We start from the raw sequence: 19,312 nt of genomic DNA on the forward strand, positions 1-19,312 counted from the left end.
CCCTAGCGTGGTAGTTTTCGGGGCCTGATTCCAGGGCCTGAAACGGCCCTTTCGGGTGGCCCAAAAACGCCGTTTTTGCCGACATCCATATAGCATCCGGACGCCCGTTTCGTGACCGATCAGCCGAAGCTTCCGCACGATATCCAGCCGATTTCAATCGAAGAGGAGATGCAGCGCTCCTACCTCGGTTACGCGATGAGCGTAATCGTGTCGCGCGCGCTGCCCGATGCGCGCGACGGCCTTAAGCCGGTGCATCGCCGCATTCTCTATTCGATGCACGAGAACGGCTACGGTTCGGACAAGCCTTACCGCAAGTCGGCCCGCGTGGTCGGTGATGTGATGGGTAAATATCACCCGCACGGCGACCAGGCGATCTATGACGCCATGGTGCGCATGGCGCAGTCTTTCTCGATGCGCCTGCCGCTGCTGGACGGTCAGGGCAATTTCGGTTCGATGGACGGCGATCCGCCGGCGGCCATGCGTTACACCGAAATCCGCATGGACAAGCCGGCCGAGGCGTTGCTGGAGGATATCGACAAGGAGACTGTCGATTTCCAGCCGAACTACGATGACAGCACGCAGGAGCCGGTGGTTCTGCCAGCGCAGTTCCCCAATCTGCTGGTCAATGGCGCCAACGGCATCGCCGTTGGCATGGCGACCAACATCCCGCCACATAACCTGGGCGAGGTGATCGACGCCTGCTGCGCCTATGTCGACAATCCGGACGTGACGCTGGAGCAGCTGCTGGAGCTGCTGCCGGCGCCGGATTTCCCCACCGGCGGCATCATCCTCGGCCGGGCTGGCGCCAAGGCGGCGATGTGGACCGGCCGAGGCTCGGTGGTCATGCGCGGCCGCGTGCATATCGAGGAGATCCGCAAAGAGCGCGAAGCGATCATCATCACCGAGATTCCCTATCAGGTGAACAAGGCAGCGATGATCGAGAAGATCGCCGAAGCCGTGCGGTCGAAAAAGATCGAAGGCATTTCCGATCTGCGCGATGAATCCGATCGCGACGGCGTGCGTGTGGTGATCGAGGTCAAGCGCGATGCAATGGCGGAGGTGGTGCTGAACCAGCTCTACCGCTTCACACCGCTGCAGACCTCCTTCGGCGTCAACATGCTGGCGCTGAATGGCGGCAAGCCGGAGCTGCTGAATGTGAAGCAGCTCATCGGCGCCTTCGTGAACTTCCGCGAGGAAGTGATCGCCCGGCGCACCCGCTATCTGCTGGGCAAGGCACGCGACCGCGCCCATGTGCTGGTCGGTCTGGCTATCGCGGTGGCGAATATCGACGCTGTGATCGCGCTGATCCGGGCTGCGCCCAATCCGCAGGTCGCGCGCGAGCAGTTGATGGAGCGCGACTGGGAAGCCTCGGACGTGGCTGACATGATCGCGCTGATCGACGATCCGAGCCATCGCGTCATCGACGGCAAGTACAAGCTGTCGGAGACCCAGGCGCGCGCCATTCTCGATCTGCGCCTGCATCGCCTGACGGCGCTGGGCCGCGACGAGATCGGCGACGAGATGAAGAAGCTCGCCGACGAGATCAACGAATATCTCTCGATCCTCGGCAGCCGCGAAAAGCTGATGGGCATCCTGCGCAGCGAACTGGTGGCCATCAAGGAACGCTTCGCCACGCCGCGCCGCACCGAGATCGTCGACCTGGAATTCGAGCAGGACGAAGAGTCGCTGATACAGCGCGAGGACATGGTGGTGACGGTCAGCTTCTCGGGCTACGTGAAGCGTACCCCGCTGTCGACCTACCGCCTACAGAAGCGCGGCGGCAAGGGCCGCACCGGCATGAGCACCAAGGACGAGGATTTCGTCACCCGGGTCTTCGTCGCCAGCACGCACCAGCCGGTCCTGTTCTTCTCCAATATTGGCCGGGTGTACAAACTCAAGGTCTATCGTCTGCCGGAAGGCACGCCGCAATCGCGCGGCAAGGCCTTCGTCAACCTGCTGCCGCTGTCGGAAGGCGAGAAGATCACCACCGTGCTGCCGCTGCCCGAGGACGAGAGCAAGTGGGGCGAGCTGCATGTCATGTTCGCTACCGCCAAGGGCTATGTCCGCCGCAACGATCTGAGCGATTTCGTCTCGATCAACGTCAACGGCAAGATCGCCATGAAGTTCGAAGGCGACGATGCCGACGACAGCCTGGTGGCGGTGCTGCCCTGCACGGATCAGGACGACATTTTGCTGGCCTCCTATGACGGCAAGTGCGTCCGCTTCCCCGTGGCCGACGTGCGTACCTTCCAGAGCCGCTCGTCCACCGGCGTGCGCGGCATGAAGCTGGCGCCAGGCGACCGGGTTATCTCCATGTCGGTGCTGCGTCATTTCGAGGTCACGCCGGAAGAGCGCGAAGCCTATTTCCGCTACGAAGCCGCGCAGGAGCGGATCCGCAACGGCGAGACCGGCGTGGAACTGCCGACCGAAATCTCGGCCGAGCGCTTCACGGCACTTCAGGCCGCCGAGCAGTTCATTCTGACGGTGACCGAGAAGGGCTTCGGCAAGCGCAGCTCGGCGTACGAATACCGCATCACCAGCCGCGGCGGCTCGGGCATCATCAACATCGAGACCACGGCAAAGAACGGCAAGGTCGTCGCCGCCAGCCCGGTGGAGCATGACGATCAGATCATGCTGGTCACCGATGGCGGCCAGGTGATCCGTTGCCCGGTCAACGATATCCGCATCGCGGGCCGTAATACCCAGGGTGTCATCATCTTCAAGCTGAGCGAGGGCGAGAAGGTTGCGTCCGTGGCCCATTTGCCGGAAAGTGGCCCGTCTCAAGACGAAGGCCAGGCCGCGGACGACGCGGGAGATGACACTGGGGAGGAGTAATGACCAAACAGCGGATCGGTCTGTATCCCGGCACTTTCGATCCCGTAACGAAGGGTCACTACGACATCATCAAACGCGCCGGCAAGCTGGTCGATAAGCTTGTCGTCGGCGTAGCGGTGAATGCCGGCAAAGGCCCGCTCTTCTCGCTGGAAGAACGTGTCGAGATGGTGCGCGAGGAGATCGGCCCCCTGATGCCGGGCGCCACCCAGTTCGAGGTCAAGCCGTTCTCCAATCTGCTGATGCACTTCGCCATGGAGATCGGCGCGGTAATGATCATCCGCGGGCTGCGCGCGGTCTCCGACTTCGAATACGAGTTTCAGATGGTCGGCATGAATGCGCGGCTGAACTCGGATATCGAGACGGTCTTCCTGATGGCCTCCGACAACCATCAATTCATCGCTTCCCGCCTGGTGAAGGAAATCGCCATGCTGGGCGGCGATATCAATCCCTTCGTCTCGCCGCGTGTGGCCGAGCGGCTGCGCGGCCGGGTTGCCGCCCTGAAAGTCACCGGAGAGGCTTGATGCGTCGTTTTGTTGTCCTTGCCGCGGCTTTGTTCGGCCTGGTATTCGCCGCGGCGTCCCATGCGCAGATCCGCGATCCGGAGAATACCCTGATCATGGAGCTGAAGGACGGGCAGGTCATTATCGAGATGCGCCCCGACCTGGCACCGAACCATGTGCGGCGGATCAAGGAACTCACCCGCAAGGGCTTTTATGACGGCGTAGTCTTCCATCGCGTGATCCGCGGGTTCATGGCCCAGACCGGCGATCCCACCGGCACGGGCTCTGGCGGTTCGGGACAGAAGCTGGCGGCCGAGTTCAGCCGTGAGCCGCATAAGCGCGGCACCGTTTCCATGGCGCGCACCCGCGATCCGAACAGCGCCGACAGCCAGTTCTTCATCTGCTTTGCCGACGCGCCCCATCTGGACGGGCAATACACCGTCTGGGGGCGGGTGATCAGCGGCATGGATGCCGTCGATCGCATCAAGAAGGGCGCACCCGGCAGCGGCGTGGTCGAAGATCCCGACAAGATCGTCCGCATGCGCGTCGCGGCGGACGTGAAGTAACTTTATTCGTTTCTCAAGGAGCTCCCATGGCGGCCGATCTCGAAAACACCCTGTACCTGGAACTGAAGGACGGCCGCGTCACCATCGCGCTGCGCCCCGATCTCGCGCCCAACCATGTGGCCCGGATCAAGGAACTGGCGCGCCAGAATTTCTACGACGGCCTTAAATTCCATCGCGTGATCGAGGGCTTCATGGCCCAGACCGGCGATCCGCGCGGGGATGGCACTGGCGGCTCGGGCCAGAATCTGAAGGCCGAATTTTCTGACGCGCCGCATGTCCGCGGCACCTGCTCGATGGCGCGCGCCCGCGATCCGCATAGCGCCGACAGCCAGTTCTTCATCTGCTTCGCCGATGCACGCTTCCTGGACGGCCAGTACACCGTCTGGGGCGAAGTCGTCGAGGGCATGGAGCATGTCGATGCCATCAAGCGTGGCGATCAGGCGCGTAATGGCGCTGTGACCGACCCGGATCGCATCATCTCCCTGCGGGTCGCCGCCGACGTGGCGTGATCTCACCCCCAAGGATGGGGGCGCCTATGCTGGTTTCGGATTTCGATTTCGACTTGCCGCCGGCTTTGATTGCCGACCGGCCCGCGGTGCCGCGCGAGGCTGCGCGGCTGCTGTATTTCCATGGCGGCGCCATCGATCCCGGCAACTGGACGGTGGGTGATCTGCCGGCCTTGCTGCGGCCCAATGATCTGCTGGTCTTCAACGACACCAAGGTCATTCCGGCGCGGCTGTTCGGTCGGCGTGAACGCGGCCCGGCCGAGGTGAAGGTCGAGGCCCTGCTGCTCAAGCCGCTGGGACAGCGCCGCTGGACCGCCATGGCCAAGCCCGCGCGGCGTCTGAAACCCGGCGACCGGGTGCTGTTCGAGGGGGGCGTGGCGGCCGAGATGATCGAGCGGCAAGGGGATCAGCTGATCTTCGCTTTTGATCGCGAGGATGCGGAGCTGCTTCTCGTCCTGGAGAAGGTCGGCGCCATGCCGCTGCCGCCGTACATCATGGCGCAGCGTGCAGTGGACGAGCGCGATCGCACGGATTATCAGACCATCTTTGCCGAAAAACTCGGCGCCATCGCCGCGCCGACGGCCGGGCTGCATTTCACTCAGCCGCTGCTTGAGCGGCTGAAGGAGATGGGCGTGCGTACCGCTAGTGTGACGCTGCATGTCGGCGCGGGCACCTTCCTGCCGGTCAAGGTGGAGAGGGTGGAAGACCACAAGATGCATGCCGAATGGGGCGAGGTGACGCCTGCCGCTGTTGAAGCCGTGCAGGCCTCCAGGGCTGCCGGGGGGCGCATCATCGCGGTCGGCACCACATCGCTGCGTCTCCTGGAAAGTGCCGCCCGCGCCGATGGCACGCTGCGGCCGTTTCAGGGCGAGACAGACATCTTCATCACGCCGGGTTTCCAGTTTCATGTGGCGGAAGGCCTGATCACCAATTTTCACCTGCCGAAATCGACCCTGCTGATGCTGGTCGCGGCTTTTGTCGGCCTGGAGGGGCAGCGCGCCATCTACCGGCATGCGGTCGGGAAGGGCTTCCGTTTCTACTCCTATGGCGATACAAGCCTGCTGTTCCGCTAGGTTTGCCCCATGACTCTTCGATTTTCCGTTCGCGCCCAGGACGGCGCCGCCCGCTTGGGCCGGCTTGAGACCGCCCATGGCGCTATCGACACGCCGGCCTTCATGCCTGTCGGCACGGCGGCCACGGTGAAGGCGATGACGCCGGAGATGGTCGCCGAAACCGGCGCGCAGATCATTCTGGGCAATACCTATCACTTGATGCTGCGGCCGACGGCGGAACGCATTGCGAAGCTTGGTGGCTTGCACAAATTCATGAACTGGCCCGGGCCGATCCTGACCGATTCCGGCGGCTTCCAGGTCATGTCGCTGGCCCAGCTCAACAAGGTGACCGAGCATAGCGTCACCTTCCAGTCGCATATCGATGGCGCGCGCTACGAACTGACGCCGGAGCGCTCGATCGAAATTCAGCATCTGCTGGATTCCACCATCACCATGCAGCTCGACGAATGCGTGAAGCTGCCGACGACGACAAAGCGAGCGGCCGAGGCGATGCGCCTGTCGCTGCGCTGGGCGGCGCGCAGCAAGGCGGCCTTCAAGCCTCGGGAAGGCTATGGCCTGTTCGGCATTGTGCAGGGTGGCACCGATGCGGCTCTGCGCGAGGAATCCGCGAAGGGGCTGATCGCTACCGGCTTCGACGGCTATGCCATTGGTGGGCTTGCCGTGGGCGAGACCCAGGAAGAAATGTTTGCCACCCTGGACGTCACCACGCCGCATCTGCCGCAGGACAAGCCGCGCTATCTGATGGGCGTGGGCAAGCCGTCCGATCTGGTTGGCGCGGTGATGCGGGGCGTCGACATGTTTGACTGCGTGCTGCCGACCCGCTCGGGCCGCACAGGCCAGGCCTTCACCCGGCGCGGCAGCATCAATATCCGCAACGCCCGCCATGCCGAAGACCCGCGACCGCTGGACGAGCATTGCCGCTGCCCGGCCTGCCGCAATTACAGCCGCGCCTATCTGCATCATCTGGTGCGGTCGGACGAAATCCTCGGCGCCATGCTGATGACGGCGCATAATCTGACCTACTATCAGGATTTGATGCAGGGCATGCGCGCCGCGGTTGCCGAGGGGCGGTTGGCGGCCTTTGCCGAGGATTTCCACGCCAGGCAGGCGCTCGGCGATATCGAGCCCCTGACGTGACCCGGCGCCTGCTGCGCCACCTTGGGGTTCTGGCCGTGGCGGCAATCTTCGCCGCGCTGGCCTATGGCGCTGTCTATCTGCTGTTCCATCTGTCGCGCGACTGGTGGTAGCCTCCCTTAAAAAAGGGGAGGATCGGATGCCGGTTGCGAAAAGGCAGAAGCAGAAATTCCATGTCAACCGCGCGAAGGATGCGACATTCGCCAGCGATGGGCTGCGCGCCTTCTTCGTCTATCGCGATCTCGGGATCGCCGAGGCGACGAATGGCCGCTTCAATGCGGAAGTCATCCGGGCCAAGGAAGCAAGCCAAGGCGGGACAGGGCGCCACTATCACAAGCTTGACTTCCAGATGGTCTACATGCTGAAGGGCTGGGCCAAATTCGATTACGAAGGCGAGGGCACCTACACCTTCAAAGCCGGCGACTGCTTCCTGCAGCCGCCGGAAATCCGGCATGAGCTGATCGCCTTTTCGAAGGATGTCGAGATGCTTGAGATCACCAGCCCGGCTGGCTTCGAGACGGTATCCGCTTCAGCGCCCGCTCCCGCTATTCCTCGTCGTCGAAGTAAGTGACGGTGAGCAATTGGGTGATCTGATCGCTGCCCGCGGTCAGCGGCATTGTGATCGATTCAAAATGCACGAAGCTGCGGTCCACAAAGTAATAGGTTCCCGTCGCCCTTAGCGGCGAAGCATGCTGCATTGCCCAGGTCAGCCCGTTGTTGAAATCCTCCAGCGCCTCGCCGCTCAGGATCTCGTCGAGATACTTGCCGGTGGGATCGCGGCCGGAATAGCGGCTGATCTGCGTGCCATAGAGGCGAACGCGGAAGCGGCCTTGCGGCTGCCATTCATAGATCAGCACACGCGCCAGATAGGGCCGCAGCACGAAAACGGTGAAATCCTCCCGGTCCGGCACGGTGCGGCCGGCCCGCTTCTCCTGCCAAAGCGCCATCAGCGCCTGCAATTCCGGGCGATGGAACTGCAGGTCGGGATCGAACCGAAATCGGGTATTCACCATTTGCCGGTTCAAGGGCGCTTCTCCTTGTGTCCAGCATATAGGACGGCGAGGGGTGCGGGCGAAAACAGCGGCGAAAACAGCTAAGTAATTGTTTTCACGGATTTTGTGAATCGCCAGGGCCGGGGGGGATGGTGAATTTACTGCGGGCGCTCAAGATTGCTGCGCGGCGCGCTCACTAAGCTCGGCGACATCTGCGGCATGACTATGCCGTGGTCGTGTTCCGCAGATCACGCGCCGCGCGACTTGCCGCCTGCGAGATGCTTCGCCACTGCGTCGGCGGAGGTGCCGACCGCCTGCACTGCCGTGCGCAGCTCGTCCGCCGATACGCCGAACTTCTGCGTCCAGTAGCGGATCTCGTGATCCTCGCTGGTATTGATGCGGCTGCGGTCGGGCTCGCCCCGGTTCTTAAGATCGTCTGCCATGCAATCCTCCGGCTGAGTGGGGGAGTGAACCCGCCCGCAGCGTGCCGGGTTCCGTCTGCCAGCGATGCAGGGATGTCGAGCAGCAGGATGATGAGGACGATGATGCGGCCGGCAGACTGGCCGCCGGCTAACCCATTCGCAGCGCATTGTGCGAGGTGGTGAGCCCGCCGGGATTCGAACCCGGGACCTCTCGATTAAAAGTCGCTTGCTCTACCAGCTGAGCTACGGGCTCACAGAGGTCTTGGAAGGCCCCGTTCAGGGCGCGGCGACCATAGGGGGCAGGGCTGGGCTCGTCAACCAGCCAGCCGCCAGAATTGCCATCCCGCCGGGGCCCCGGCCCTCAGATAACCCCTTGGCCGGGCAGGGAGGATTGTCCGGCCGGGCGGGAGGTTATCGCTTCGTCACCCTGCCAGCCTTTGTCTTTATTTCGCATTTGCGGAATAATATACGTTACGTCCTGGAGGATGAGTGCAATGCCTGTTTTCTACGTCGAAGGTGGGATTTTCAAGGACTTGGCCGACCCGGCGCCCATTCCTGGAACTGAGGAGCGTTACGGGCCGTTTCAGACCGAGCGGGAAGCCGATCAGGTTTGGCGGGCCCGGATGGCGGACAAGATCGACATCTGCAACCACCGTCTTCGAGTCATTCAGCGCGACGCCTGAAAGCGTCCGCGCCGCCGAATCGGCCCTAGCGGTCGCACTGCGCTTTCCTGTTGCTAACTGGTTTGCCTGCCACGATGATTTCGTGACGGGGTGGTCCGATTCGCGAGGACACGCGAGGACATCGGCACGCCTGGGACAAGGAGGCGCATGATAGACTCTTATGCCGCCGCAAGGTTGATCGCCAACCGCGGCGACCTGAGGCGCAAGGCGATCAATTTCAAGCGTGGCCATGATGTCCGCCTGACCCCCGAACTGCGCAGCAAGATCGAAAAGGTCATCGTCGAAACCCAGGCGGATTTCGAAGCCTCGGCGGTGGAAGCGCTGCGGAACCTGAAGGATGCCTGGAATTCGGCGTCCCTGAACTCGGTCGGCCGCGCGCGGTATTACGAGTGGATCTACGACGTGGCGATGGACCTGAAGGGGCAGGGAAGCCTCTTCGGCTATCCGCTGGTCACGCTTTATGCTGACGTGCTGAAGAATCTTGTCGCCGGGCTGACGCATCCGACGTCACGGCTGCATGCCATCATCGGCCTGAACATCGATGCGCTCGGCATCATCATCCGGCGCCGGATCACCGGCCCGGGCAGCACGCTGGAGCGCCGCGTGGCGGAAGCGCTGCGCGAGGCCTATGTGAAGATGCGGCTGCGCGTGCCGTCCGAAGTGGCGGTCGAGCACAAGGTCGCCACCGCCGTACGGCAGCTTGACGGCAAGCGGCCGACTGTCGTCGCACCGGAGCTCAAGGACACCGCCCGGCAATGGCCGACGGGGACGCGGCTGCCGGTCAAGTGACGCCCTCGTTTAAGGATTTGTCATGGCGTCGTCTGATGATCGCAGCAATGCGAAACCAACTGGCCAGCCGCCGGAGGGCTATAACTGGAAGCCCCAGGCGATCAAGCCCATCCCGGCGGTGGAAGTGATCGCCGAGGCGATCAAAAAGGCCGATACCAGCTACTTCTTCGAGAATTACACCAAGCAGGCCAATGCGGTGATCGCCGCACTCAAGCAGCATGGCTATGTGGTGGTGCCATATTATCCGACCGTGGACATGGTCAAGGCCGCCATGGACGAACTGCAATACGGGCAGAACAAGTTCACCAATGTCGTGATGCCCATGTATCTCGCCATGATGAAGGCTGCGCCTAAGCCGAAGTAAGGGGCCGGATAGCGACCCGGACTGCGACAACCGCTCCTTAACCCTCGTTTGGTATTCCAGAAGGACTGCAGTAGAATGCCGGGCGTTGAGCAGGTGGGACTAACAGCATGAGCCGGGAAAAGCTGGTTGCTTTTCTGCGCGTGGCAGGGCCGGAGCGCACTGCCGAGATTCTGAAGCGTCTGCCGCCGCAAGAGGCGCAGGCGATCCAGCAGGCGCTCGACCAAACCCCTGCCGTGCCGTCCTCCCAGGTCGATCTGGCGGCCGATGCCGCGGCGACTTTCGTGGCCGCGACCGCCCACAAGCGGTGAAACACGCATTTCTGCTCGGTGCGCTGCTGGCCTTGGGGCTGGGCCTCGCCAGCACGGCCACGGCGCAGGAGGGCCTCGGTGCCGGCAGCCGGCCGAAGAGCCCCCAGTTATGCATGACGGAAGCCGAGTTCGAGGCTGAGGCCGTGGTAAGATCCGGCATCGTGCTGCGGGCCTATGCGCGAGACTGTGCCCGGCGCGGCATCGATGGCAGCATTCTTCCGCAATGGAGCGCCTTCGATGCGGCCAATGCCGAACAGCTCCGCAATGCCGTCGAATTGCGCAGTCAGGCCTATGCGCGGAACTATCCCAATGACGCCTATGCGGGCCAGCGTGTGATCGACGAGATCCTGACTTCACGCGGCATCGTGCATCCCTCTGCTCAGGAATGCCTCGCCGTGGCCAATGTAGTGGGCGGTTTGACGAGCTGGGACGATTTCCTGCTCCATGCGCGGCGTACGGAACTCGGCCAGGTCAAAACGCAGTTCAGACGCTGCCCGCGCAAGGGCGGCGGTGTTGGCACCGGCCGCTGATCAGCTATTGGGGACGACGATGATCCGGTTGTTTTCCAGCACGATGCTGCCGGCGCGGAAGACGGACGCGCCGTAAGGATCCATCTGGCCGATCACGCGCACACGGTCGCCGGCCTTCACCTTGGTCAATTCCTGCCACGTAGCCCCGAGATTGATCACCATCGATGCGTTGCCGTCATTGAGCACGAAGGTTGTCGGCTGCGGCGAATGCACGATGCCCTGGATCATCACCGCCTTGCCGCGCGGAATCTCGGCAATCGGCACCAGCGGCGGCAGATCGAATTGCATGGTGCGGTTACGGGGCGCATTGGCGTCCCGCTTCGGCGCCGGCTTCTGCTGCGGCTGGGCCTGAGGGGCAATCGGCTTGCTCTCAGGCTGCTGCGCCTGTGGATCGGGCTGGGCCAGCGGTGCTTGCGGCTGAGGCTGCTGCTGCGTCTGCTGCTGCGTCTGCTGCTGTGGCTGTTGCTGGGCCGGCTGCTGGGCGGCAACGGGAACCGCTGCCAGCAGGCAGCCAGCGATCAGCAGCGCTGAGGGACGGATCAGATGCATCTTCCGCCATCGACCTCCATGCATACCCCAGTGATGAAATTGGCTTCATCCGAGGCTAGGTAAAGCGCCGCGTTGGCGATGTCCTGCGGCGTGCTGAAGCGGCCGATGGGGATCGTGCTGACGAATTTCGCCTTCATTTCCTCGGTCTCGGTGCCGCCCATGAATTCCTTCAGCATGGGCGTCAGGCCCGCCACCGGATTCAACGCATTGACCCGGATCTGCTCGGGTGCGAGTTCCACCGCCATCGCCTTGGTCAGCGTGATCACCGCGCCCTTGCTGCCGTTGTACCACACCAGGCCGGGACGGGGGCGCACGCCGGCGGTGGAGGCGATATTCACGAAGGCGCCGCCGCCGCGCTTGCGCATCTCCGGGATGGCGTATTGGGCGGAGAGGTAAATGCTCTTCACATTGACCGCGAAGATTCGGTCGAAAGTGGCCTCGTCGACATCCAGCATGGGGCCGTTGCGTTGCGGCATGCCGGCATTGTTGATCATGATGTCAAGGCCGCCGAAGGTCTTCACCGTCACCTCCACCAGCGCCCGCATCTGATCGCTTTTGCTCACGTCCACGGCGACCGGGATTGCTTTGCCGCCGGCCTTGCCGATCTCGCCGGCGACGCGTTCGGCGGCTTGCAGGTTGAGATCGCCAATTGCCACGGCGGCTCCTTCGGCGGCAAAGCGCTTGGCGATCCCCTCGCCAAAGCCTGATCCGCCACCTGTTACAATCGCCACCTTATTCGCCAGACGCATAGACATTCCTCCCTTGCTCCGGCCTGCATCGTAGCGGTGGGGCGGGCCGGTGCAAGTGCTTTGCCATATTACGAAAATTCACTTGGGTGCGCCCCAGCCCGGTCTGGACAGACGATCAGCGCCGGGATACGCATATCGGGATGCCTACGGGAGGCTGCCTGGGCCTTTTTATAAGCACAGCTTGCAAAAGGGTGGTGGTCGCCAGGCATTCGATTTGAGGAAGAGGACCTTGTGAGCGAGCAGATCAACTCTCCCTCCGAAGACCCCAATGCGCCGCAGATCATCCTGCCGCCGCCGAGGCTCGGCGTGTTCGCCCGGCTGCGCAACTACTTCTTGGCCGGCATCATCGTCACTGCGCCGATCGGGCTCACCATCTATCTGGTCGTCATCACGATTGAGGCGATCGACCGGAACGTGAAGGGCCTGATCCCAGCTGGCTACGAACTGGAGCGCTTCCTGCCGTTCCAGCTGCCTTACGGTCTTCCGGGCCTGGGCATCGTGGTTGCCGTGGTGCTGCTGACATTGATCGGCTTCCTGGCCACCAATTTCCTTGGCCGCACCCTGCTCAATGTGGGCGAGCGGCTAGTGGCGCGCATGCCGGTGATCCGCGGCCTTTATGGTGCGCTGAAGCAGATTTTTGAAACCGTCTTCAGCCAGTCGGGGCAATCCTTCCGGCAGGTGGCGCTGGTGCCTTGGCCCTCAGCCGGGTCCTGGACCATCGCTTTTGTCACCAATTACGTGCAGGGCGAAGTAGCCAATAAGCTCGGCACCGATCTCGTCACCGTATATGTGCCGACAACGCCCAATCCCACTGGCGGTTACATGACTTATTACCGCCGCAGCGACGTGATCATCTTGTCGATGACGGTCGACGAAGCTATGAAACTGATCATCTCCTGTGGCGTGATCGTGCCGCCGGAGAGAAACGTGCCGCAGAGCACGGCAGGAGGAAAGCCCATTGGCCAGCTTAAGCCAAGCGAGGGAACGAACGGCGGCTTTACGCCCTGACGGTCCCGGCGCATTACGGTTCGGCCGTTTCGACGGCCTGAACGATGCAGAGCGGCGCGCCTTTGTCGCCGCGTTTGATCTGCGCCGGCTGGACGCTGATTTCTTCGACGATCCTTATCCCGTTTATCATCTGCTGCGCACATACGAGCCGGTCCGGCAGATGCCGGATGGCAGCTATTTCCTGACCCGCTACGACGACCTGCAGGCGGTTTATCGCGACAACAAGCGGTTCAGTTCCGACAAGAAGGTTGAGTTCAAGCCGAAATTCGGCGACACGCCGCTATACCGCCATCACACCACCAGCCTCGTCTTCAATGATCCGCCGCTGCATACGCGGGTAAGGCGGCTGCTGGCGCCGGCTTTCACGCCGCGGGCGCTGAAGCTGCTGGAAACGCGGTTCATTGCCTTGGTCGATCGTCTGCTGGATCGCGCCGCCAGACAGGGCGGCATGGATGTGATCACCGACTATGCCGCCGCTTTGCCGGTCGAGATCATCGGCGACATGCTGGCTGTGCCCGGCGAGGACCGCCATCTGCTGCGCGACTGGTCGCTGGCCATTCTCGGCGCGCTGGAGCCAGTGCTGACGCCCGAGCGGGCGGAGGCCGGCAACAGGGCGATGATGGAGTTCGAGGCCTATCTGGAAAAGCACATCGCCGCCTGGCGTGATCAGGAGCCGCGCGATGGCTATGGCGACGTGCTGACGTCTCTGATCCGCGGTGAGAATGGCGAAAGCCTGACCGCCGATGAACTGGTGCAGAACTGCATCTTTCTGCTCAATGCCGGGCATGAAACGACCACCAACCTGATCGGCAACGGCGTCGCCGCCTTGCTCGACTGGCCGGATCAGAAGCAGCGTCTGCTGGATGACCCGAGCCTTATCAGGATGGCGGTGGAAGAATTCCTGCGCTTCGAATCCTCCAACCAGTTGGGCAACCGACGCGTGGTGGAGGAGGTGAGCGTCGGCGGCGTGACCTTCGCCCCCGGCACACTGATCACGCTATGCATCGGCGCCGCCAATCGCGATCCATCGCAGTTCCCCGATCCGGACCGTCTGGATGTCGGGCGCCAGCCCAATCGCCATCTTGCGTTCGGCGCAGGCATTCATGCCTGTGCCGGCATGTCGCTGGCCCGCCTCGAGGGACAGATTGCCATTGGCCGCCTGCTGGCACGATTTCCAAATTTCCGCCGCAGCGGGGATTTCGTCCGCGGCGGCCGGGCGCGCTTCCGCGGCTTCCTGAGTTATCCGATCACCTTCTGAAAGAGAGAAACGATGAAACTGTTTTACTCCTCCAATAGTTGTTCGCTCGCCTCGCATATCGCGCTGGAGGAGGCGGGGGTGCCCTATGAGGCCGTGCGGCTGGATCTTAAAGCCGGGGACCAGCGCAAGCCGGAGTATCTGAAGATGAATCCCAAGGGGCGGGTCCCGACCCTGGTGACCGAGCAAGGGGTGCTGACTGAAAGCCCTGCGATCCTGACCTATATCGCGCAGCGCTTCCCGGAGGCGAAGCTGGCGCCCCTGAACGACGCCTTTGCCTTTGCCCAGGTGCAGTCTTTCAACAGCTATCTCTGCTCCACCGTCCATGTCGCCCATGCCCATAAGGTCCGCGGCACCCGCTGGGCCGACGATCCGGTTGCCCTGGCCGACATGCAGCGGAAGGTGCCCCAGACCATGGGCGAGTGCTTCGATCTGATCGAGCGTGAGCTGTTCCGGGGCCCCTGGGCGATGGGGGAGGATTACACCATCGTCGACCCGTATCTTTTTACCTTCACCACCTGGCTGGAGGGCGACGAGGTTGATGTCGCCCGTTTCCCCAAGGTGCAGGCGCATATGAAACGGATGATGGAGCGTCCGGCGGTGAAAAAGGTGCTGGCCGTCCACGCGGCCTGAGGCCCGGTCTTAGGGCTGGACGACTGCAACCTGGAATAGAGGCTTTGTAAACCGGCCAGAACTCGGAAAAACCTCGTCCTGAAGGCGGGCACCGGCTGGCCGGGACGAAGGCGGGCCGCTAGACTCCCGGCCATGAGCAAGGAGACACGGCGTTATTTCATCGAGGGGCGCGTGCAGGGCGTCGGCTTCCGCTACTGGACGGTCGGCAGGGCCAGACACCACGGTCTGGTCGGCTGGGTCCGGAACCGGCGGGACGGGCGCGTCGAGGTTCTGGCTTATGGCGACCGCTCGGTCCTGGACGGCTTTGAGCGCGAGCTGGCGGAGGGCCCGCCTGCGGCCCTGGTTCAGGGTGTCGTACCCGCTCCGGTGACGCCTGAAGAAACCGAGCTGACCTCGACGGCAACCGTTTTCGAGCAGGTGCCGACAGAGTAGGGCCAAATGATAAAACCTGCAAAGAAACAATCATAAATTATGGAAAAGAAAAAGAAATTCAAGCTCACCTTAAAGCAGTGGGCGATCTGTTATGCCGGCTCGCTCGGCTTTGGTGGCCTAGCCTGGTGGGCCACCAGCAGCCCCTGGATCGGTGGTGGCGTTCTTATAGCTTTTACAGCGGCTTACGTATTTTATTTGGCAGGCAAGGTTACAGAAACTGAAACGCGTGCGCTGTCCACCGAGGGGCTATCTCGACAGCAGCGGCGGGCGCTGGAGCGCAAGGTAAAAGCCAAGTAATTCCATATATTATATGGAATTATAGAGATATTAGTTTAGATCGCGGTCGCGCAGGCCTTCGCACCCAGCCGGTCTAGCAAGGCGCCTTCAACGGTATCCCGCAGCACCAGGTCCACCTCCGGCATGGTCACCATCTGGCCGAGATCGGCCAGCGAGGTCACACCGTAGGGCTCGGTTTCGGTCGCCTTGATCCCGCAGGCGACGATGCCGTCGTAATGGCTCAGGTCCGGCTCCACATTGAAGCTCAGGCCATGGAAGGTGACCCAGTGGCGGACCCGTACCCCGATGGCGGCGATCTTGTCCTCCCGGCCCGGGCCCAGGGTGGCCGAACGGTCGACCCAGACCCCGACCCGGCCGTCGCGGATCTCCCCCTTGATGTTGAACCGGGCCAGCGCGGCGATCACCCAGTCTTCCATCCGGCAGACGAAAGCCCGGACGTCTTTCCCGCGGCGGTTGAGATCGAGCATCAGGTAGACGACCCGCTGGCCGGGGCCGTGATAGGTGTACTGGCCGCCACGGCCGGCGGTATAGACCGGGAAACGGGGATCCAGCAGGTCCGCCGCCTTGGCCGAGGTGCCGGCGGTATAGAGCGGGGGGTGCTGCAGCAGCCAGATCAGCTCCCGGGCCTGTCCGGCGCGGATGGCCGCCACCCGTTCCTCCATGGCGGCCAGGGCCGCCTCGTAGGGGACCAGGTCGTCACTGATCGCCCATTCCACCGGGCCGGCGGGGGTATCGATGATTTCGGAGGCGGGGGGCGGAATAAGCATTTCAGACCATCAGGCTTAACGCTGTGCTAACCTTCACCCGCTTACTTAGCGGCAGTAGCGGCCGGAAGGAAGGTATGCCATGGCCTCCAATACAGCAGTCAATGACGTCTCGGTGGAGATCTCGGTGGTTCTGGGCAAGGCGACCATGCCGATCCACCAGGTGCTGAAGGTCGGCCGCGGCGCGGTCATCGAGCTGGACGCCAGCGTGGACGACCATGCCTGGATCTATGCCAACAACAAGCTGATCGCCCGAGGGGAAATCGTCATTTCCGGCGAGAAGGTTGCGATCTCCATTACCGACACGATGTCAGACGATTAACCGGCCGCCCCGGCTTGAACCCCGCGGCGGGATTTGCTATCTCCCCGCGTCGCCCGATATGCGGTCGTGGCGGAATTGGTAGACGCGCAGCGTTGAGGTCGCTGTGGCCGAAAGGCCGTGAAAGTTCGAGTCTTTTCGACCGCACCATCGATTTCCGCGCCAGCGGATGTTAATTCCGGGCCTGTTCTCACATATCCGGTTATTTCAGGCGACCTGAGGCTTCCGCCTCTGGGCGGCTTTTTGGCATACTGCCGCTCACCGTTTGACCGATTCCGATTAGGGTTACCCGAAGATGACATCCGACCTGGACCGCGCGGCGCTGGAATACCACCGGCTGCCGAAGCCGGGTAAGCTTGAAATCACCCCGACCAAACCGCTTGCTACTCAGCGCGATCTGGCCTTGGCCTACAGCCCCGGCGTCGCCGCCGCCTGCCGCGCCATCATCGACGATCCCGCCCAGGCCGCCGAACTGACCGGCCGCGGCAATCTCATCGGCGTCATCTCCAACGGCACTGCCGTGCTGGGCCTGGGCAATATCGGGCCGCTGGCGTCCAAGCCGGTGATGGAGGGCAAGGCCGTCCTGTTCAAGAAATTCGCCGGCGTCGACGTTTTCGATATCGAGATCAACGAAACCGATCCGGACAAGCTGGTCGAGATCATCGCCGCGCTCGAGCCCACCTTCGGCGGCATCAACCTCGAAGACATCAAGTCGCCGGAATGCTTCGTGGTCGAGCGCAAGCTGCGCGAGCGCATGAATATCCCGGTCTTCCACGACGACCAGCATGGCACGGCGATCACCGTCGCGGCGGCGATCCTCAACGGCCTGCGCGTGGTGGAGAAGAAGATTGAGGAGGTTCGCCTGGTCGCCTCCGGCGCTGGCGCAGCCGCCCTGGCCTGCCTCGACCTGCTGGTCGCGCTGGGCATGAAGAAGGAAAACATCGTCGTCACCGACATCGTCGGCGTGGTCTATGAGGGCCGCACCGAGCAGATGGACGAGTTCAAGGCGCGCTACGCCCGGGCGACCAACCATCGCACCCTCGCCGACGCAATCGTCGGCGCGGATGTCTTTCTTGGCCTCTCGGCCGCCAATGTGCTGAAGCCGGAGATGGTCAAGCAGATGGGGCCGCGGCCGCTGATCCTGGCACTGGCGAACCCGACGCCGGAAATCCTGCCGGAAGTGGCCAAGGCGGCCCGTCCGGACGTGGTGATGGCCACCGGCCGTTCGGACTATCCGAACCAGGTCAACAACGTACTGTGCTTCCCGTTCCTGTTCCGCGGCGCGCTGGATGTCGGCGCGACGACGATCAACACCGAAATGGAGCTGGCGGCCGTGCGCGCAATCGCGGATCTCGCCATGGCCGAGATTTCCGACATCGTCGCGCGCGCCTACGGCGCCGACGAGCAGCTCAGCTTCGGCCCGGAATATTTCATCCCGAAGCCCTTCGATCCGCGCCTGATCCTGCAGATCGCGCCTGCGGTGGCGAAGGCGGCCATGGATAGCGGTGTGGCCACACGGCCGATTGCCGATCTGGAGGCTTACCGCGAAAGCCTCGAGCGGTTTGTCTACCGCACCGGTTTCGTCATGCGGCCGACCTTCGAGCGCGCCAAGCGCCGGCCGATGCGGCTGATCTATGCCGAGGGCGAGGACGAACGCGTCTTGCGCGCGGCGCAGATCGTGCTCGACGACAAGCTGGCGCAGCCGACGCTGATCGGCCGCCGCTCGGTGGTCGAGCATCGTATCAAGCGTCTCGGCCTGCGCCTGAAGATCGGCGAGAACGTGCAGCTCATCGACCCCGAGCGCGACGACCGCTACACCGAATACTGGACCGGCTATCTGGCGTTGATGAAGCGCAAGGGCGTCGCGCCAGACGATGCGCGCATCGTCATCCGCACCAATACGACGGTCATCGCCGCCATGGCGGTGCATCGCGGCGAAGCGGACGCGATGATCTGTGGCGCCATCGGCCAGTTCGAGCAGCATCTTCCGCACATCATGGACGTGATCGGCCTGCGTCCCGGCGCGGAACTGCCCGCCGCCATGCAGTTGCTGGTGCTGCCGCAAGGCATGCTGTTCATCGCCGACAGCAACGTGAATTTCGATCCGACCACCGCCGAGATCGTTGCCATCGCGCGGCTGGCGGCGGAAGAGGTGCGCCGCTTCGGCCTGGTGCCGAAGATCGCGCTGCTGTCGCATTCCAATTTCGGCAGCGCGCCGACGCCGTCCTCGCGCAAGATGCGCGAGGCCGTGCAGCGGCTGCAGGAACTGCTGCCCGATATCGAGATCGAAGGCGAGATGAAGGCGGACGCCGCCGTGTCGGAAGCCATTCGCGACAAGCTGCTGCCCGATGGCAAGTTGCGCGGCGCGGCCAATCTGCTGGTGATGCCGAACCTGGATGCGGCCAATATCGCCGCCAATCTGGTGCGCCAGATCGATCAGGGCTTTTATGTCGGCCCGATCCTGATGGGCATGGCGAAATCGGCCCATATCGTTTCGCGCAATGTCACGGTGCGCGGCCTGGTCAATATGAGCGCCGTGGCGGTAGTCGATGCCCAGGATCATGCCGATGGCGCGATGGGCCAGTGGCTCAAGAGCTAAGGGTG

24 protein-coding genes and 2 tRNA genes are annotated in these 19,312 nt (G+C 63.1%); 20 read left to right on the forward strand and 6 right to left on the reverse strand.

Annotated elements, in window-relative coordinates; translation table 11 throughout:
• Positions 1–111 precede the first annotated feature (111 nt).
• The 7 genes from gyrA to Q0603_RS02095 all read left to right on the forward strand — a co-directional run bounded on the left by gyrA (position 112) and on the right by Q0603_RS02095 (position 7,185).
• Positions 112–2,835: a DNA gyrase subunit A gene (gene gyrA, locus Q0603_RS02065; protein ID WP_298721294.1), complete on the forward strand. Its 2,724-nt coding sequence runs from the start codon at positions 112–114 to the stop codon at positions 2,833–2,835.
• Positions 2,835–3,356 carry a pantetheine-phosphate adenylyltransferase gene (gene coaD / locus Q0603_RS02070; RefSeq protein ID WP_298721295.1) on the forward strand — a complete coding sequence of 174 codons (522 nt, stop codon included), beginning with the start codon at positions 2,835–2,837 and terminating at the stop codon, positions 3,354–3,356. Before gyrA ends, coaD begins: the two co-directional genes overlap by 1 nt.
• Positions 3,356–3,901 (forward strand): peptidylprolyl isomerase, encoded by a 546-nt coding sequence (locus Q0603_RS02075; RefSeq protein WP_298721296.1) that lies wholly within the window; start codon positions 3,356–3,358, stop codon positions 3,899–3,901. The genes coaD and Q0603_RS02075 overlap by 1 nt, the downstream gene beginning before the upstream one ends.
• Positions 3,902–3,927: 26 nt before the next feature.
• A complete protein-coding gene (locus Q0603_RS02080) occupies positions 3,928–4,410 on the forward strand; it encodes a peptidylprolyl isomerase (RefSeq protein WP_298721298.1) in 483 nt (160 codons plus the stop codon).
• A gap of 26 nt (positions 4,411–4,436) precedes the next feature.
• Complete coding sequence (queA, locus tag Q0603_RS02085; protein WP_298721302.1) at positions 4,437–5,480, forward strand: tRNA preQ1(34) S-adenosylmethionine ribosyltransferase-isomerase QueA; 1,044 nt, start codon at positions 4,437–4,439, stop codon at positions 5,478–5,480.
• 9 nt (positions 5,481–5,489) lie between these two features.
• Entirely contained in the window at positions 5,490–6,617 is a 1,128-nt protein-coding gene (gene tgt, locus Q0603_RS02090) for a tRNA guanosine(34) transglycosylase Tgt (RefSeq protein ID WP_298721305.1), read from the forward strand.
• 136 nt (positions 6,618–6,753) lie between these two features.
• Positions 6,754–7,185, forward strand: a complete 432-nt coding sequence (locus tag Q0603_RS02095) for a cupin domain-containing protein (RefSeq protein WP_298721308.1) — start codon at positions 6,754–6,756, stop codon at positions 7,183–7,185.
• Here Q0603_RS02095 and Q0603_RS02100 read toward each other — a convergent pair.
• The 3 genes from Q0603_RS02100 to Q0603_RS02110 all read right to left on the reverse strand — a co-directional run bounded on the left by Q0603_RS02100 (position 7,160) and on the right by Q0603_RS02110 (position 8,281).
• Complete coding sequence (locus Q0603_RS02100) at positions 7,160–7,639, reverse strand: PAS domain-containing protein (protein WP_298721313.1); 480 nt, start codon at positions 7,637–7,639, stop codon at positions 7,160–7,162. The genes Q0603_RS02095 and Q0603_RS02100 overlap by 26 nt on opposite strands.
• A 215-nt stretch (positions 7,640–7,854) precedes the next feature.
• Complete coding sequence (locus tag Q0603_RS02105) at positions 7,855–8,049, reverse strand: DUF3606 domain-containing protein (protein WP_298721316.1); 195 nt, start codon at positions 8,047–8,049, stop codon at positions 7,855–7,857.
• Between the two features lie 156 nt (positions 8,050–8,205).
• Positions 8,206–8,281 (reverse strand) — tRNA-Lys (locus Q0603_RS02110).
• A 241-nt stretch (positions 8,282–8,522) separates the two neighbouring features.
• Here Q0603_RS02110 and Q0603_RS02115 point away from each other — a divergent pair.
• The 5 genes from Q0603_RS02115 to Q0603_RS02135 all read left to right on the forward strand — a co-directional run bounded on the left by Q0603_RS02115 (position 8,523) and on the right by Q0603_RS02135 (position 10,702).
• Complete coding sequence (locus Q0603_RS02115; RefSeq protein ID WP_298721319.1) at positions 8,523–8,711, forward strand: hypothetical protein; 189 nt, start codon at positions 8,523–8,525, stop codon at positions 8,709–8,711.
• Between the two features lie 147 nt (positions 8,712–8,858).
• The gene (locus tag Q0603_RS02120; protein ID WP_298721322.1) at positions 8,859–9,500 is read left to right on the forward strand and encodes a hypothetical protein; all 642 of its coding nucleotides are present in this window, start codon (positions 8,859–8,861) and stop codon (positions 9,498–9,500) included.
• Between the two features lie 22 nt (positions 9,501–9,522).
• Positions 9,523–9,864: a hypothetical protein gene (locus Q0603_RS02125; protein ID WP_298721325.1), complete on the forward strand. Its 342-nt coding sequence runs from the start codon at positions 9,523–9,525 to the stop codon at positions 9,862–9,864.
• 107 nt (positions 9,865–9,971) lie between these two features.
• On the forward strand, positions 9,972–10,172 hold the full coding sequence (locus Q0603_RS02130) for a hypothetical protein (protein WP_298721328.1): 201 nt from the start codon (positions 9,972–9,974) through the stop codon (positions 10,170–10,172).
• On the forward strand, positions 10,169–10,702 hold the full coding sequence (locus tag Q0603_RS02135) for a hypothetical protein (RefSeq protein WP_298721331.1): 534 nt from the start codon (positions 10,169–10,171) through the stop codon (positions 10,700–10,702). Before Q0603_RS02130 ends, Q0603_RS02135 begins: the two co-directional genes overlap by 4 nt.
• Here Q0603_RS02135 and Q0603_RS02140 read toward each other — a convergent pair whose 3' ends face one another.
• Together Q0603_RS02140 and Q0603_RS02145 are read right to left on the reverse strand one after the other, a co-directional pair.
• Positions 10,703–11,251, reverse strand: a complete 549-nt coding sequence (locus Q0603_RS02140) for a hypothetical protein (RefSeq protein WP_298721334.1) — start codon at positions 11,249–11,251, stop codon at positions 10,703–10,705.
• A complete protein-coding gene (locus Q0603_RS02145) occupies positions 11,242–12,000 on the reverse strand; it encodes an SDR family oxidoreductase (protein ID WP_298721337.1) in 759 nt (252 codons plus the stop codon). The genes Q0603_RS02140 and Q0603_RS02145 overlap by 10 nt, the downstream gene beginning before the upstream one ends.
• Positions 12,001–12,231: 231 nt before the next feature.
• On the opposite strand from Q0603_RS02145, the gene Q0603_RS02150 reads away from it, so the two are divergent.
• The 5 genes from Q0603_RS02150 (at position 12,232) to Q0603_RS02170 (ending at position 15,625) form a co-directional block, all read left to right on the forward strand.
• On the forward strand, positions 12,232–13,008 hold the full coding sequence (locus Q0603_RS02150; RefSeq protein WP_298721340.1) for a DUF502 domain-containing protein: 777 nt from the start codon (positions 12,232–12,234) through the stop codon (positions 13,006–13,008).
• Positions 12,959–14,266, forward strand: coding sequence for a cytochrome P450 (locus Q0603_RS02155; RefSeq protein ID WP_298721343.1), 1,308 nt, complete (start codon positions 12,959–12,961; stop codon positions 14,264–14,266). The genes Q0603_RS02150 and Q0603_RS02155 overlap by 50 nt, the downstream gene beginning before the upstream one ends.
• A gap of 12 nt (positions 14,267–14,278) precedes the next feature.
• Positions 14,279–14,896, forward strand: a complete 618-nt coding sequence (locus Q0603_RS02160) for a glutathione S-transferase family protein (RefSeq protein ID WP_298721346.1) — start codon at positions 14,279–14,281, stop codon at positions 14,894–14,896.
• A 132-nt stretch (positions 14,897–15,028) separates the two neighbouring features.
• On the forward strand, positions 15,029–15,328 hold the full coding sequence (locus Q0603_RS02165) for an acylphosphatase (protein ID WP_298721349.1): 300 nt from the start codon (positions 15,029–15,031) through the stop codon (positions 15,326–15,328).
• A 39-nt stretch (positions 15,329–15,367) separates the two neighbouring features.
• The gene (locus tag Q0603_RS02170; RefSeq protein WP_298721352.1) at positions 15,368–15,625 is read left to right on the forward strand and encodes a hypothetical protein; all 258 of its coding nucleotides are present in this window, start codon (positions 15,368–15,370) and stop codon (positions 15,623–15,625) included.
• A gap of 35 nt (positions 15,626–15,660) precedes the next feature.
• On the opposite strand, the gene lipB is transcribed toward Q0603_RS02170, so the two are convergent.
• Complete coding sequence (lipB, locus tag Q0603_RS02175; RefSeq protein ID WP_298721456.1) at positions 15,661–16,341, reverse strand: lipoyl(octanoyl) transferase LipB; 681 nt, start codon at positions 16,339–16,341, stop codon at positions 15,661–15,663.
• A 130-nt stretch (positions 16,342–16,471) separates the two neighbouring features.
• Here lipB and Q0603_RS02180 point away from each other — a divergent pair, with 130 nt between their 5' ends.
• The 3 genes from Q0603_RS02180 (at position 16,472) to Q0603_RS02190 (ending at position 19,307) form a co-directional block, all read left to right on the forward strand.
• Positions 16,472–16,711 carry a FliM/FliN family flagellar motor switch protein gene (locus tag Q0603_RS02180; protein ID WP_298721355.1) on the forward strand — a complete coding sequence of 80 codons (240 nt, stop codon included), beginning with the start codon at positions 16,472–16,474 and terminating at the stop codon, positions 16,709–16,711.
• A gap of 60 nt (positions 16,712–16,771) precedes the next feature.
• Positions 16,772–16,858, forward strand: a tRNA-Leu gene (locus Q0603_RS02185).
• 145 nt (positions 16,859–17,003) lie between these two features.
• Complete coding sequence (locus Q0603_RS02190; protein WP_298721358.1) at positions 17,004–19,307, forward strand: NADP-dependent malic enzyme; 2,304 nt, start codon at positions 17,004–17,006, stop codon at positions 19,305–19,307.
• Positions 19,308–19,312 lie beyond the last annotated feature (5 nt).

Source organism: uncultured Ferrovibrio sp. (assembly GCF_937960835.1).
Classification (GTDB): Bacteria; Pseudomonadota; Alphaproteobacteria; order Ferrovibrionales; family Ferrovibrionaceae; genus Ferrovibrio.

Coding starts and splice junctions, on each gene's coding strand:
- tgt (WP_298721305.1), top strand. CDS start 5,490: ATGACTCTTCGATTTTCCGTTCGCGCCCAGGACGGCGCCGCCCGCTTG.
- Q0603_RS02125 (WP_298721325.1), top strand. CDS start 9,523: ATGGCGTCGTCTGATGATCGCAGCAATGCGAAACCAACTGGCCAGCCG.
- Q0603_RS02120 (WP_298721322.1), top strand. CDS start 8,859: ATGATAGACTCTTATGCCGCCGCAAGGTTGATCGCCAACCGCGGCGAC.
- Q0603_RS02075 (WP_298721296.1), top strand. CDS start 3,356: ATGCGTCGTTTTGTTGTCCTTGCCGCGGCTTTGTTCGGCCTGGTATTC.
- Q0603_RS02180 (WP_298721355.1), top strand. CDS start 16,472: ATGGCCTCCAATACAGCAGTCAATGACGTCTCGGTGGAGATCTCGGTG.
- queA (WP_298721302.1), top strand. CDS start 4,437: ATGCTGGTTTCGGATTTCGATTTCGACTTGCCGCCGGCTTTGATTGCC.
- Q0603_RS02105 (WP_298721316.1), bottom strand. CDS start 8,049: ATGGCAGACGATCTTAAGAACCGGGGCGAGCCCGACCGCAGCCGCATC.
- Q0603_RS02140 (WP_298721334.1), bottom strand. CDS start 11,251: ATGCATCTGATCCGTCCCTCAGCGCTGCTGATCGCTGGCTGCCTGCTG.
- Q0603_RS02165 (WP_298721349.1), top strand. CDS start 15,029: ATGAGCAAGGAGACACGGCGTTATTTCATCGAGGGGCGCGTGCAGGGC.
- Q0603_RS02095 (WP_298721308.1), top strand. CDS start 6,754: ATGCCGGTTGCGAAAAGGCAGAAGCAGAAATTCCATGTCAACCGCGCG.
- Q0603_RS02190 (WP_298721358.1), top strand. CDS start 17,004: ATGACATCCGACCTGGACCGCGCGGCGCTGGAATACCACCGGCTGCCG.
- Q0603_RS02080 (WP_298721298.1), top strand. CDS start 3,928: ATGGCGGCCGATCTCGAAAACACCCTGTACCTGGAACTGAAGGACGGC.
- Q0603_RS02145 (WP_298721337.1), bottom strand. CDS start 12,000: ATGCGTCTGGCGAATAAGGTGGCGATTGTAACAGGTGGCGGATCAGGC.
- Q0603_RS02115 (WP_298721319.1), top strand. CDS start 8,523: ATGCCTGTTTTCTACGTCGAAGGTGGGATTTTCAAGGACTTGGCCGAC.
- coaD (WP_298721295.1), top strand. CDS start 2,835: ATGACCAAACAGCGGATCGGTCTGTATCCCGGCACTTTCGATCCCGTA.
- Q0603_RS02170 (WP_298721352.1), top strand. CDS start 15,368: ATGGAAAAGAAAAAGAAATTCAAGCTCACCTTAAAGCAGTGGGCGATC.
- Q0603_RS02130 (WP_298721328.1), top strand. CDS start 9,972: ATGAGCCGGGAAAAGCTGGTTGCTTTTCTGCGCGTGGCAGGGCCGGAG.
- Q0603_RS02160 (WP_298721346.1), top strand. CDS start 14,279: ATGAAACTGTTTTACTCCTCCAATAGTTGTTCGCTCGCCTCGCATATC.